The organism is Pseudomonas sp. WMBT8 (assembly GCF_050916005.1).
GTDB lineage: Bacteria > Pseudomonadota > Gammaproteobacteria > Pseudomonadales > Pseudomonadaceae > Aquipseudomonas.
On sequence record NZ_CP188096.1, the window covers coordinates 580,803 to 594,559 of the forward strand.

General features: G+C 61.4%; 9 protein-coding genes and 2 tRNA genes. 7 read left to right on the forward strand and 4 right to left on the reverse strand.

The annotated features are described in order from the left end of the window. Positions 1-8: 8 nt before the first annotated feature. The 5 genes from hflK (at position 9) to ACO77H_RS02470 (ending at position 6,955) form a co-directional block, all read left to right on the forward strand. The gene (gene hflK, locus ACO77H_RS02450; RefSeq protein WP_115127254.1) at positions 9-1,187 is read left to right on the forward strand and encodes an FtsH protease activity modulator HflK; all 1,179 of its coding nucleotides are present in this window, start codon (positions 9-11) and stop codon (positions 1,185-1,187) included. Then, the gene (hflC, locus tag ACO77H_RS02455; protein ID WP_017849753.1) at positions 1,187-2,053 is read left to right on the forward strand and encodes a protease modulator HflC; all 867 of its coding nucleotides are present in this window, start codon (positions 1,187-1,189) and stop codon (positions 2,051-2,053) included. Before hflK ends, hflC begins: the two co-directional genes overlap by 1 nt. Before the next feature lie 296 nt (positions 2,054-2,349). Further along, positions 2,350-3,537, forward strand: a complete 1,188-nt coding sequence (locus tag ACO77H_RS02460) for an ATP phosphoribosyltransferase regulatory subunit (RefSeq protein WP_172312572.1) — start codon at positions 2,350-2,352, stop codon at positions 3,535-3,537. A 54-nt stretch (positions 3,538-3,591) separates the two neighbouring features. Next, on the forward strand, positions 3,592-4,881 hold the full coding sequence (locus tag ACO77H_RS02465; RefSeq protein ID WP_169952210.1) for an adenylosuccinate synthase: 1,290 nt from the start codon (positions 3,592-3,594) through the stop codon (positions 4,879-4,881). 139 nt (positions 4,882-5,020) lie between these two features. After that, a complete protein-coding gene (locus tag ACO77H_RS02470; RefSeq protein ID WP_170042455.1) occupies positions 5,021-6,955 on the forward strand; it encodes a methyl-accepting chemotaxis protein in 1,935 nt (644 codons plus the stop codon). Positions 6,956-7,030: 75 nt separating this feature from the next. Here the strand turns inward: ACO77H_RS02470 and ACO77H_RS02475 are convergent, their stop codons facing one another. The 4 genes from ACO77H_RS02475 to ACO77H_RS02490 form a co-directional block, all read right to left on the reverse strand. Next, complete coding sequence (locus ACO77H_RS02475) at positions 7,031-8,596, reverse strand: ABC transporter permease (RefSeq protein ID WP_432754955.1); 1,566 nt, start codon at positions 8,594-8,596, stop codon at positions 7,031-7,033. Continuing rightward, positions 8,596-9,621, reverse strand: coding sequence for an extracellular solute-binding protein (locus ACO77H_RS02480; protein ID WP_432754956.1), 1,026 nt, complete (start codon positions 9,619-9,621; stop codon positions 8,596-8,598). Before ACO77H_RS02480 ends, ACO77H_RS02475 begins: the two co-directional genes overlap by 1 nt. A gap of 143 nt (positions 9,622-9,764) precedes the next feature. Continuing rightward, a tRNA-Leu gene (locus ACO77H_RS02485) sits at positions 9,765-9,851 on the reverse strand. A 179-nt stretch (positions 9,852-10,030) separates the two neighbouring features. Further along, positions 10,031-10,117 (reverse strand) — tRNA-Leu (locus tag ACO77H_RS02490). Between the two features lie 224 nt (positions 10,118-10,341). Here ACO77H_RS02490 and rnr point away from each other — a divergent pair. Both rnr and rlmB read left to right on the forward strand, forming a co-directional pair. Then, complete coding sequence (gene rnr / locus ACO77H_RS02495) at positions 10,342-12,978, forward strand: ribonuclease R (RefSeq protein ID WP_170042459.1); 2,637 nt, start codon at positions 10,342-10,344, stop codon at positions 12,976-12,978. Continuing rightward, complete coding sequence (rlmB, locus tag ACO77H_RS02500) at positions 12,975-13,730, forward strand: 23S rRNA (guanosine(2251)-2'-O)-methyltransferase RlmB (protein ID WP_003217493.1); 756 nt, start codon at positions 12,975-12,977, stop codon at positions 13,728-13,730. Before rnr ends, rlmB begins: the two co-directional genes overlap by 4 nt. The last annotated feature ends 27 nt before the right edge of the window (positions 13,731-13,757 follow it).

Here is a 13,757-nt window from a genome sequence, read left to right on the forward strand (position 1 = left end):
AGAGCGCTATGGCTTGGAATGAGCCGGGTGGCAACTCGAATAATCAGGATCCTTGGGGTGGTAAACGCCGCAATAATGGCGACCGCAAGGGGCCACCAGATCTCGACGAGGCCTTCCGAAAGCTGCAGGAAAGCCTGAATGGGTTGTTCGGTGGTGGAAAAAAACGTGGTGGTGACGACGGCGGTCGCACAGGCAAGGGCGGCGGCTACGGCCTGCTTGGCCTCGGCCTCGTGGCGCTGGCGGCTGTCTGGCTGTACAGCGCGGTTTATGTAGTCGACGAGCAGGAGCAAGCCGTGGTGCTGCGCTTTGGCAAGTACTACGAGACTGTCGGCCCCGGCCTGAACATCTACTTCCCGCCGATCGACAAGAAGTACATGGAGAACGTCACGCGTGAGCGTGCCTACACCAAGCAGGGCCAGATGCTGACCGAAGACGAGAATATCGTCGAAGTGCCGCTGACCGTGCAGTACAAGATCAGCAACCTGCAGGACTTCGTGCTTAACGTCGACCAGCCGGAAATCAGCTTGCAGCACGCGACCGAAAGCGCCCTGCGCCACGTAGTGGGTTCCACTGCGATGGACCAGGTGCTGACCGAAGGCCGTGAACTGATGGCTAGCGAGATCAAGGAGCGCCTGCAACGGTTCCTCGATACTTATCGCACCGGTATCACCGTTACCCAGGTCAACGTACAGAGCGCAGCTGCACCGCGTGAAGTGCAGGAAGCCTTCGACGACGTGATCCGTGCCCGTGAAGACGAGCAGCGTTCGCGCAACCAGGCTGAAACCTACGCCAACGGCGTCGTGCCGGAAGCCCGTGGTCAGGCCCAGCGCATCCTTGAAGATGCCAACGGTTACCGCGACGAAGTCGTGTCCCGCGCCAAGGGTGAGGCCGACCGCTTCACCAAGCTGGTGGCCGAGTACCGCAAGGCACCGGAAGTCACCCGCGAGCGTCTGTACCTGGACACCATGCAGGAAGTCTTCACCAACACCAGCAAGGTTCTCGTGACCGGCAACAAAGGTGGGCAGAACAACCTGCTGTACCTGCCGCTGGACAAGATGATCGAAGGTGGTCGTAGTGCCGGCAGTACTTCGTCTTCCGCCAGTTCGACTGCCGCTGCCAACGAAGCGAGCGCCCGTGCGGCCGCTGACCTGCAGCAACAGCAAACACGTTCCAGGGAGAGTCGTTGATGAGCAATAAATCGCTGACCGCCCTGATTGTGGGCGTCGTCGTGGTCATCGCTGCCTGGAACTGCTTCTACATCGTGGCTCAGACCGAGCGCGCGGTGCTGCTGCAATTCGGGCGTGTGGTCCAGGCGGATGTCCAGCCGGGCCTGCATGTGAAAGTCCCCTACGTCAACCAGGTGCGCAAGTTCGACGCCCGCCTGATGACCCTGGATGCACCGACACAGCGTTTCCTGACCCTGGAAAAGAAAGCCGTGATGGTTGACGCCTACGCCAAGTGGCGCGTCAAGGATGCCGAGCGTTTCTACACCGCGACTTCCGGCCTCAAGCAGATTGCCGACGAGCGTTTGTCCCGTCGTCTGGAATCGGGCCTGCGCGACCAGTTTGGTAAGCGCACCCTGCACGAGGTGGTATCCGGTGAACGTGATGCGCTGATGGCTGACATCACGCGTTCGTTGAACACCATGGCTGAAAAAGAGCTGGGCATCGAAGTGGTCGATGTCCGGGTCAAGGCCATTGACCTGCCCAAGGAAGTGAACCGCAGCGTGTTCGAGCGGATGAGCACCGAGCGTGAGCGTGAGGCTCGTGAGCACCGCGCCAAGGGTAACGAACTGGCTGAAGGTATCCGTGCGGATGCCGACCGTCAGCGTCGCGTACTGTTGGCAGAAGCCTATCGTGAGTCTGAAGAGGCTCGCGGTGATGGTGATGCTCAAGCCGCATCGATCTACGCCAAGGCTTATGGCCAGGACCAGGAGTTCTACGCGTTCTACCGTAGCCTGCGTGCCTACCGTGAAAGCTTTGCGAACAAAACCGACGTCATGGTGCTGGACCCAAGTAGCGATTTCTTCCGCTACCTGGAAAAGTCCAAGTAACCCGCTGACTGTCTGGACCCACTCCGTCGGGCGGCTAAAACGCTTGGCGGGGTGATCCTTTCGGAAAACGGGTGTATGATGCGGCAGCCGGGAAATTCCCGGCTTTTTTGCGTCTGCATGTTTGATTGCTGTTTTACGCTGCAGGCGTGACAGGTTTTTCGAGGAAAGTGCCCGACGAGGCCGTTTACAGGCCATTCGTCACGTCGCTCTTGCGCGTGGTTTATGCAGGGGCCGGGTATTTTCTGCTTCACTCAAGGCTCGCCCAAGGGCAGGCCGGGTCATAGGGGAATGGCGTAATGGCAACGGTAGACCGCTGGCTGCTGCCAGATGGCATCGAAGAAGTACTGCCACCAGAGGCTGCGCGTATTGAAATCGCGCGCCGCCAGGTGTTGGATCTGTTCCAGAGCTGGGGTTACGAGTTTGTCGTGACTCCCCATATCGAGTACCTGGAATCCCTGCTGACCGGCGCGGGCCAGGACCTGGATCTGCGCACCTTCAAGGTCATCGACCCGCAATCGGGCCGGCAAATGGGCTTTCGCGCCGACATCACGCCGCAAGTGGCGCGCATCGATGCGCATACCCTGCGCCGTGAAGGGCCGAGCCGCCTGTGCTATGCCGGCAGCGTGCTGCACGCGCAACCGCGCGCCCTGTCATCGTCCCGTAGCCCGATCCAGCTGGGCGCCGAGTTGTACGGCGATGCGAGCCCGAGCAGCGACGTCGAAGTCATCAGCCTGATGCTGGCGATGCTGCAACTGGCTGACGTGCCGGATGTGCACATGGACCTGGGGCATGTCGGTATCTACCGTGGCCTGGCTCGTGCGGCCGGTTTGTCTGGCGAAGTTGAGCAACAGTTGTTCGATGCCCTGCAACGCAAGGCCATCGACGAAGTGATCGCCCTGACCGAAGGCGTGCCTGAGGATCTGGCCGGCATGCTGCGTGCGCTGGTGGGCCTGTGTGGTGGTCGCGAAGTGCTGACCGCTGCCCGTGATCGCCTCGCCAACGCACCGGCCCCGGTGTTGGCGGCCCTGGACGACGTGCTGGCGATTGCCGAGCAGTTGTCGGCGCGCTTCCCGCAACTGCCGCTGTATTTTGACCTGGGTGAGCTGCGCGGCTACCACTACCACACCGGTGTGGTGTTCGCCGTGTTTGTTCCGGGTGTTGGCCAGGCCATCGCCCAGGGCGGTCGTTATGACGATATCGGCGCCGACTTCGGTCGTGCCCGTCCGGCGACTGGCTTTTCTACCGATTTGAAAACCCTGGTGACCCTGGGGCGTGCTGAAGTCGAGCTACCGTCTGGCGGTATCTGGATGCCAGACAGTACGGACGCGGCACTCTGGCAGCAGGTCTGCCAGTTGCGCAGTGAGGGTCAGCGTGTCGTCCAGGCCTTGCCTGGGCAGCCATTGGCCGCCGCCCGTGAAGCGGACTGCGACCGGCAATTGATTCAGCAGAACGGGCTTTGGCAAGTATCGCCACTGGCTTCTTGAGTTTTCCTGCCGGCCAATGCCGGCACCAAGTTTGCGCGAATGAGGACAAGTGTTATGGGTAAGAATGTCGTAGTCCTGGGCACCCAATGGGGTGATGAGGGCAAAGGCAAGATCGTTGATCTGCTGACCGAACATGCAGCCGCCGTAGTGCGCTACCAAGGTGGTCACAACGCTGGCCACACCCTGGTCATCGATGGCGAAAAAACCGTCTTGCACCTGATCCCGTCGGGCGTCCTGCGCGAAGGCGTGCAGTGCCTGATCGGCAACGGCGTGGTGGTTGCACCTGATGCCCTGCTGCGCGAGATCACCAAGCTGGAAGAGAAAGGCGTACCGGTGCGCGAGCGCCTGCGTATCAGCCCGTCCTGCCCGCTGATCCTGTCCTTCCACGTTGCGCTGGACCAGGCCCGTGAAAAGGCCCGTGGCGAGCTGAAGATCGGTACTACCGGTCGCGGCATCGGCCCGGCCTACGAAGACAAGGTTGCACGTCGTGGCCTGCGTGTGGGCGACCTGCTCAACATGCCGCGCTTTGAAGACAAGCTGCGTGAACTGGTGGATTACCACAACTTCATGTTGGTTGGTTACTACAAAGAGCCAGCCATTGAATTCGACAAGACCCTGGCTGAGTGCAAAGAGTACGCTGAACTGCTCAAGCCGCTGATGCTGGACGTGACTGCCGAGCTGCACGACCTGCGTCGCGCCGGCAAAGACATCATGTTCGAAGGCGCCCAGGGTTCGTTGCTGGACATCGACCACGGTACCTACCCGTACGTGACCAGCTCCAACACCACCGCTGGCGGCGTTGCGACGGGTTCGGGCGTCGGTCCGATGTTCCTGGACTACATCCTGGGCATCACCAAGGCCTACACCACACGCGTAGGTTCGGGCCCATTCCCGACTGAGCTGTTTGACGACGTCGGTGCGCACCTGGCCAAGCAAGGCCACGAGTTCGGCGCCACTACCGGCCGTGCCCGTCGTTGTGGCTGGTTTGACGCCGTTATCCTGCGTCGCGCTATCGATGTGAACAGCATCTCGGGCATCTGCCTGACCAAGCTGGACGTACTCGATGGCCTGGAAACCATCAACATCTGCATCGGCTACAAAGACGCAGAAGGTAATGATGTGGCCCCGACCGACGCTGACAGCTACGTCGGCCTGCAGCCTGTGTACGAAGAAGTACCAGGCTGGACCGAATCGACCGTGGGTGCCAAGACCCTGGAAGAACTGCCCGCTAACGCCCGTGCGTACATCAAGCGCGTTGAAGAGCTGATTGGCGCGCCGATCGACATTATTTCGACCGGCCCGGACCGCAACGAGACCATCGTTCTGCGTCATCCGTTCGCTTAATAAGCTGTTGATGTAAAAAGCAAAGGGTCCCTTCGGGGGCCCTTTGTCGTTTCTGCCTTGCGCACGGCACGACCCTTGCTATGTTTCTCTCTTTCGCGGTGCTATCAATTTAATGGCACCCGTGGTGGAGGGATTCCCGATGTCTGCCGTTCTCTCATTGTTACAAAGCCGGCTGTTGCGGCCGGTGTTCGTTACCCTTGGTATCGCTCTTTTGGTGCAAGTGCTGGTGGCGGTCGCCCTGACCCGGAGCACAGTCACGGCCCTGGAAGCCGATTTGGGCAAGCGCCTGGGCGTGGACAGCCAGAAACTGTCGGGCGAATTGACCCAGGCGGGCAAGGAAGTGACATCCAGCCTGGACAGCCTGTCGACCAGCACCAGCGACCGCCTGACGGCCGGGCTTTCTGCGCGTCTCAAGCAAGAGCAGCAGCAACTGCGTGCGACCCTGGAAAAGGACCTGAAGGACTCTGCCAATGACATGGCGCAGTTGCTGGCCTCGGTTGCGCCGCGTGCCATGTGGGACAGTGATGTCCCGGCGTTGTCCGAGTTCGCCCGGCGCGCCCAGCGCAACCCCAACGTGCTGTTTGTGGTGTACGACGATGCCACGGGCCAGCACCTGACCCGTTATCTGAACCGGGAAAACCCGATCAATAAGGCGCTGTTGGAGAAAGGCGAAGGCGACCGCGCGCTGGATAAAGTGTTGAATGCCGCGAAAAACGACCCGTCGGTGTATTACGTTGAGGCATCGATCAGCCCCAATGGTGTGGAGATCGGCAAGGTACTCATGGGGGTTTCCACCGTTGCGGTCGAGGCGGATCTGGCGGCGCTGGACCAGCGTTTCATCGCGCTGATCGCCAGTGGCGGTCAATTGGTGGGCGATAGCCTCAAGGGCGCGGCGGCTGACAGCGCAGCGGCCATGGGCGCACGCTTGCAGTCGGCGCAGGCCACGGCCACGCAAATGACGGCTAACACCTCAAGCGCCGTACAAGAGGCCGCGCAGGCCCTACGCTGGCGGATTGGCCTGGGCCTGGCGGTGGTTGGCCTGGGCGTGCTGTTGCTGATTGCCGTGGTGCTGGGGCGGCGGGTGGTCAATCGCCTGAAGCTGCTGATCGCCGCCATGGATGACTTGGCCGCTGGCGAGGGCGACCTGACCAAGCGTGTGCAGATCAACAGCCAGGACGAAATCGGCGCCATGGCTTCGGCGGTTAATCGGTTTGTGGATAAGTTGCAGCCCATCGTGCGCGAGGCGGGCGATGTGGCCCAGCGTACTGGTGTGGAAATCGGCGCGATGACCCTACGCAATGCTGGTGCTGATGCGGCGGCGGGCTTGCAGCGCGACGAAGTGGCCGAAAGCCTGCGGGCGCTGTCGCAAATGGCCGACGAGGCCCAGGCTGAAAGTCACGCCATGCAGGCCGCGTTGCAGCAGGTGGTGGATATCCGCCAGGCCACCGATGAAAATTCGCGGACCTCGGCTGAGGTCGGCAGTTTGATCGAAGCACTGGCAGGCCAGGTGCAGGCCGGCTCCAAGGTGATCGAGCGCCTGGCCCAGCAAAGCGAGCAGATTGAAGTGGTGCTGACGGTGATCCACGGGATTGCCGAGCAGACCAACCTGCTGGCCCTGAATGCGGCCATCGAAGCAGCGCGTGCCGGCGAGACCGGGCGCGGTTTTGCGGTGGTGGCGGACGAAGTGCGGGCGCTGGCGAGTAAAACCCAAAGCTCCACTGGTGATATCCAGGCGCACATCGTGGCGTTGCAGCAAGGCGCGCGCGAGGCAGTCGAAACCATCGGCAAGGCCGGGCGCCAGGCCAGCGAAGGTCTGCTGGTGCTGCGTGACAGCGTGCGCCTGCAGCAAACGGTGCAGGCCTCGGTAGAGCAGGTGCACGCGGCGATTGGCCTGGCGACCCGGGCTGCCGAGCACCAGGCGCAGGGCGCGCATGCGGTGCGTGGCCGGGTCGAGGTGATCCACGCCCAGGCCGAGCGTGCGGCGCAGGCGGTGGTGGAAACCACGGCCAGTGGCAAGGTGCTGGATGGGTTGGCGGCGCAGTTGAAGGCCAGCCTGGGGCAGTTTCGGGCCTAGCGTCGCCTCATCGGGCGCTATCACGGGCAAGCCCGCTCCACAGGTGTGGGAGCGGGCTTGCCCGCGATAACGCTCTCAGCGACTCAGATACATTCGCGTCGTCAGCAGATACACCGGCAACCCCGACACCAGAATCAACAGCGCCGCATAAGGCGCCGCCGCCGCAAACTCCACATTCGAGGTGTGCGCCCATACCGCCGTGGCCAGGGTATTCAGCCCCGTCGGGCTGAGCAGCAAGGTTGCGGTCAATTCCTTCATCGCGTCGAGGAACACCAGCGCAAACGCCGCACCCAATGCCGGAAAGATAATCGGCAGGGTCACCCGGCAGAACGCGCTGAGCGACGATGCGCCCAGTGTGCGTGCCGCCTCTTCCAACTGCGGCGCAGCCTTGTTCAGCGCAGTGCGGATGGGGGCCTGGGCCAGTGGCAGGAACAACAGCGCATAGGCGATCAGCAGCAGCGCCGAGGTCTGGTACAGCGCCGGCACGTAATGCAGGGCGAAATACACCAGGGTCAGGGCAATCACCAGGCCGGGCAGGGCGTGCAGCAGGTACGGCAGGCGTTCGGCCCATAGCGCCAGTTGACCCTTGTAGCGCACCACCAAAAGGCCTACCGGCACAGCCAGCGCCAGGCACAGTGCGGCGCCGCCGAGGGAAAGGGCCAGGGACGACAGCAGTGCCTCGCTGATTTGCGCAACCGGGAAGGCGGCCGAAGAGCCCACGGCCAGCCAGTAACCGAGCATCCCTAACGGAATGCCACTGCCAATGATCGCCAGCATCACGCAATACAACTGGCCCAGTGGCGCCCATCTGCCCAATCGAACCTGTTCGGCATGCCGCGCCGCGCCTTGTCCAGTGCGCACATGCCGGCCCTTGCCGCGCACGCGCAACTCCAGCCACAGCAGGGTCAGGCACATCAATAGCAGTACCGCAGACAGCATCGCCGCATTGGCGTTGCTAAATTCCAGCTCGAACTGTTGGTAGATCGCCGTGGTGAAGGTTTGCAGGCCGATGATCGACAAGGCGCCGAATTCCACCAGCATGTGCAGGGCAATCAGCAGCGCGCCGGCCAACAGTGATGGCCACAGCAGCGGCAGGGTGATGCGAAAGAATACGCCCCAGCGATTCAGGCCCAGGGTGCGGGCCGACTCTTCCAGGGATGGGTCCAGGTTGCGCAGGGTGGCCGCCACCGGTAGGAACACCAATGGGTACTTGGACAGGGTCATCACCAGGATCGCACCGCCCAGGCCTTCGAACTGGGCGCTCAGCGACACCCAGGTAAAGCTGCTGACAAACGCTGGCACGGCAAACGGCAGGCACAGGATCACTCCCCAGATCCGCCGGCCCGGCAGGTTGCTGCGCTCCAGCAGCCAGGCCAGGGACAGGCCGATCACCGCGCAGGCCATGGTCACGCCAACCATCAGTGCCAACGTGTTGCGCAGCAACCCGAACACATACGGGCGCCACAGCAGATGCACCGCTTCGGTCCAGCCCGCTTGCCAGGCCTTGAGGCCCACATACACCAATGGCAGCAGGCTCAGGCCCACCAGGAGCAAGACCGGCAGCAGCAACCAGATTGAAGGGCGCTTGCGCCGTGGACTAAAACCCCCGCGCAAGGCGGGGGTCGGTAGCGATGGGTTCATCAGTTCAGGCCAACCTCACGTTCCAGCTCCAGGGCTTCTTCGGCATTGCCCAGGTCGGCGGGAGTGACTTTTGGCGGTTGCAGCTCGCTGAAAGGCTTGAGGCTGCGATTGGACTCCATGCCCTTGCGCAACGGGTATTCAGCCGAGGTATTGGTGATAACCCGCTGGCCTTCTTCGCTGGCCATGAAAGCCAGCAGTTGCTGGGCTTCCTTGGGGTGCTTGCTGGATTTGAGTGCCGCCGCTGCCGATACGGTGATCAGGCCGCCGGCATCGCCATCGGTGAAATAGTGCAGTTGCGAATCCAGGTTGGTCTTTTCTTTTTTCAGGGCAAACCAGTAGTAGTTGTTCACCAGTACCGTCGCGACTTCGCCGTTTTCCACGGCTTTGAGGGCCACCATATTGTTGCTGTAGACCTTGCCGAACGCGCGCAGGCCGGTCAGCCATTCCTCGGCGGCTTCACGACCATGCAGCTTGATGATGGCCACGGCCTGTTCCTGGAAGGCGCCGCTGGTGGGGACGAAACCAACCTTGCCTTGCCACTCGGGGCCGGCAAAATCCAGGACCGACTTGGGCAGTTCTTCTTCCTTGATCAACTTGGGGTTGAAGGCCACGACCCGGGTGCGTGCGGTCACGCCCATCCAGGCGCCGTTGGCAGCTACGTATTCCTTGGGCAAGACATCCAGGGTGCTGGCGTCGATAGTGGCCAGCAGGCCTTGTTCGCCGAGCTTGTTGAGCGGCGGGGATTCTTCGGTGTAGATCACGTCGGCGGGGGAGCGCTCACCCTCTTCGACGACCTGGCTGGCCAATTGGTTGCTGCTGCCCTTGCGCACATTCACATGAATGCCGGTCTTGGCTTCGAAGGCCTTGGCGAGTTCATCGCCGACTTCCTTGTGCTGGCCGTTGTACAGGGTCAGTTCAGCCTTGTCGGCGGCGTAGGCGGCGGGAGAGAGCAGGGTCAGGCCGAGCAGAGTGATGGTCAGGCCACGCAGAAGGGATGTCTTGAGACGGGTATCGCGGATCATCATCCGGGGTTTTCCTCACTTGAGTGCAACAAATCATTGCAAGGATAAACGATAAAACTTCTCAAGTGCGGACAGGGGAGCAATGCAGTGGGAGTTTTTAAACCCCAGAAACGAAAAAACCCGCTTTCGCGGGTTTGATCTGAATTTGGTGCCCAGGAGAAGACTCGAACTTCCACGACCTTGCGATCACCAGCACCTGAAGCTGGCGTGTCTACCAATTTCACCACCTGGGCATTATCAAACAACGTTGCCGCTGTTGATGGGGCGAACTATACGGCGGGCTTTTTGATCTGTAAACCCCTGATTTGATTTTATAAATCAATTTTTCGGTTAAAAATCAAAGGCCTGTAACGCAAAAACCCGCTTTCGCGGGTTTTTGTGAGACTCAAGGCGCAAACCTCAAGTTTTGAATTGGTGCCCAGAAGAAGACTCGAACTTCCACGACCTTGCGGTCACCAGCACCTGAAGCTGGCGTGTCTACCAATTTCACCATCTGGGCAGTATCTTCAACGTTGCCGTCGTCGATGGCGCGCACTATACGGAGTGACTTTTGAGCTGTAAACCCCCGTCATCAAAAAAGCCTGGAAAATTTCGCGGGCGGTCGCGCAAGGTGGTTTTGCGGGGCTATAAAACGCATTTCCCGGCTAGTTATTGCTGGAAATTTCCCGTTTCAATACGCGTATGCCAAACTAACCCACATATAGACAAGGTGAAAACTCTCTAATGGCCGATTGGCAGTCCCTCGATCCCGAGGCCGCTCGTGAAGCGGAAAAATATGAAAACCCTATTCCTAGCCGCGAACTGATCCTGGCGCATCTCGCCGATCGGGGTTCGCCTGCTAGCCGCGAGCAGCTGGTTGAAGAATTCGGTCTGACCACCGAAGACCAACTCGAAGCGCTGCGCCGCCGCCTGCGCGCCATGGAGCGCGATGCACAGTTGATCTACACCCGCCGCGGCACTTACGCACCGGTGGACAAGCTCGACCTGATCCTTGGCCGCATTGCCGGTCACCGTGACGGCTTCGGCTTCCTGATCCCTGATGATGGCAGCGATGACCTGTTCATGAGCCCGGCGCAAATGCGCCTGGTGTTCGATGGCGACCGTGCCCTGGCGCGTGTGTCGGGCCTGGATCGTCGCGGTCGGCGCGAAGGCGTGATCGTCGAAGTAGTGTCCCGTGCCCACGAGTCCATCGTCGGCCGTTACTTCGAAGAAGGCGGCATCGGCTTCGTGATTCCGGACAACCCGAAGGTCCAGCAGGAAGTGCTGGTGACCCCGGGCCGCAATGGCGCTGCCAAGGTCGGTCAGTTCGTCGAGGTGAAAATCACCCACTGGCCAACCCCGCGCTTCCAACCACAGGGCGATATCGTCGAAGTGGTCGGCAACTACATGGCGCCGGGCATGGAAATCGACGTTGCGCTGCGCACCTACGATATTCCTCACGTCTGGCCTGAGGCAGTGCTCAAAGAAGCCGCCAAGCTCAAGCCGGAAGTCGAAGAAAAAGACAAAGAGAAACGCATCGACCTGCGCCATCTGCCGTTCGTCACCATTGACGGCGAAGATGCCCGCGACTTCGACGATGCGGTCTACTGCGAAGCCAAGCCCGGCAAGCTGCGCCTGTTCTCCGGCGGCTGGAAGTTGTTTGTCGCGATTGCCGACGTATCCAGCTACGTGAAGATCGGTTCGGCCCTGGATAACGAAGCCCAGGTGCGCGGCAACTCCGTGTACTTCCCTGAGCGCGTGATCCCGATGCTGCCTGAGCAGCTGTCCAACGGCCTGTGCTCCCTGAACCCGAAAGTCGACCGTTTGGCCATGGTGTGCGAGATGACTATCTCGAAAACCGGCGAAATGACCGATTACCAGTTCTATGAAGCGGTGATCCACTCCCAGGCGCGCCTGACCTACAACAAGGTCAGCACCATCCTGGAAACACCGAAGACCAGCGAAGCCAAGGCTTTGCGCAGCCAGTACGCCGACGTAGTCCCGCACCTCAAGCAGCTCTACTCGCTGTACAAGGTGTTGCTGGGCGCACGTCATGTGCGTGGCGCGATCGATTTTGAAACCCAGGAAACCCGGATCATTTTCGGTTCCGAGCGCAAAATCGCCGAAATCACGCCGACCACCCGTAATGACGCGCACAAGCTGATCGAGGAATGCATGCTGGCGGCCAACGTGGCCACCGCCGAATTCCTGAAAAAGCACGAGATTCCTGCGCTGTACCGAGTGCACGATGGTCCGCCGCCGGAGCGCCTGGAAAAACTGCGCGCCTTCCTCGGTGAGCTCGGCCTGTCCCTGCACAAAGGCAAGGACGGCCCGTCGCCCAAGGATTACCAGGCGCTGCTGGCCAGCATCAAGGACCGCCCGGATTTCCATCTGATCCAGACCGTCATGCTGCGCTCCCTCAGCCAGGCAGTGTACAGCGCCGACAACCAGGGCCACTTCGGCCTGAATTACGAGGCGTATACCCACTTCACCTCGCCGATCCGCCGCTACCCGGACCTGCTCACGCACCGTGCTATCCGCAGCGTGATCCATTCCAAGCAGAACACCCCGCACGTCAAGCGTGCCGGTGCCATGACCATTCCGAAGGCACGGATCTATCCGTACGACGAAGCGGCCCTGGAACAGTTGGGCGAGCAGTGCTCCATGAGCGAGCGCCGTGCTGACGAAGCCACCCGTGACGTGGTGAACTGGCTCAAGTGCGAGTTCATGAAGGATCGCGTAGGCGAGTCGTTCCCGGGCGTGATCACTGCGGTGACTGGCTTTGGCCTGTTCGTCGAGCTGACCGATATCTACGTCGAAGGCCTGGTGCACGTCACTGCCTTGCCGGGTGACTACTACCACTTCGACCCTGTGCATCACCGCCTGGCGGGCGAGCGCACCGGTCGCAGCTTCCGCTTGGGCGATACCGTGGAAGTGCGGGTCATGCGCGTCGATCTCGACGAGCGCAAGATCGACTTCGAGATGGCCGAAAAAACCATCGATGCACCGATTGGTCGCAAGAAGCGTGGTGCTGAAACTGCAGCGCCGGCGAAAAAAGGCGCTCCGGCCAAAGCTGCCGCGGCTGTTGCCGCCGAGCCAGCCGCCAAGCCTGCTCGCCGTTCGTCGAGCAAGGAAAAGGTCAGTGACGCTTACCGCCCTAGCGATGCGGCGGCGAAAAACGCCGAGCTGCGCAAGAGTCGCGAGTTGAAGCAGCAGTTGCTCAATGAAGCCAAAAGCGGTGGTAAAGCGGCGTCTGGGGGAAAGTCCCAGGCCGCCGACAAGCCGTCGAGCAAACCGAGTAAACACCGTAAAGGCCCGCCAAAAGCGGGTTCGGCCCCTGCCAAGAGCGGCGGGTCGCGCAAACCTAAGGCCAAGTCATGAGTCTGGAAAAAATCTACGGCGTACACGCCGTAGAAGCGTTGCTGCGTCACCATCCCAAGCGCGTCAAGCAAGTGTGGTTGGCCGAGGGTCGTAGCGAGCCGCGCGTGCAAGCGCTGGTGGAGCTGGCCAACCAGAACAAGGTTGCCATCGGCCAGGCCGAACGTCGCGAAATGGACGTGTGGGTCGAAGGCGTGCACCAGGGCGTGGTAGCGGACGTGAGTCCGAGCCAGGTCTGGGGCGAGGCCATGCTCGACGAGCTGCTCGACCGTACCGAAGGCGCGCCGCTGTTGCTGGTGCTGGACGGCGTGACCGACCCGCATAACCTCGGCGCCTGCCTGCGTTCGGCGGATGCTGCCGGTGCGCTGGCGGTGATCGTGCCTAAAGACAAGTCGGCCACGTTGACGCCAGTTGTGCGTAAAGTCGCCTGCGGCGCGGCGGAAGTGATTCCGCTGGTGGCCGTGACCAACTTGGCGCGCACCCTGGAAAAACTCCAGCAGCGCGGCTTGTGGGTCGTGGGCACGGCGGGAGAGGCCGAGGTCAGCATTTATGACCAGGACCTCACTGGCCCGACCATCCTGATCATGGGTGCCGAAGGCAAGGGCATGCGTCGCCTGACCCGTGAGCATTGCGATTACCTGGTGCACTTGCCGATGGCGGGTAGCGTCAGCAGCCTCAACGTTTCAGTCGCGACGGGCGTCTGCCTGTTCGAAGCCCAGCGCCAGCGTGGTGCCAAGGCCAAGGCCAAGAAGTAATCAGGTCTGGCGCAGGTCCGAATGTGG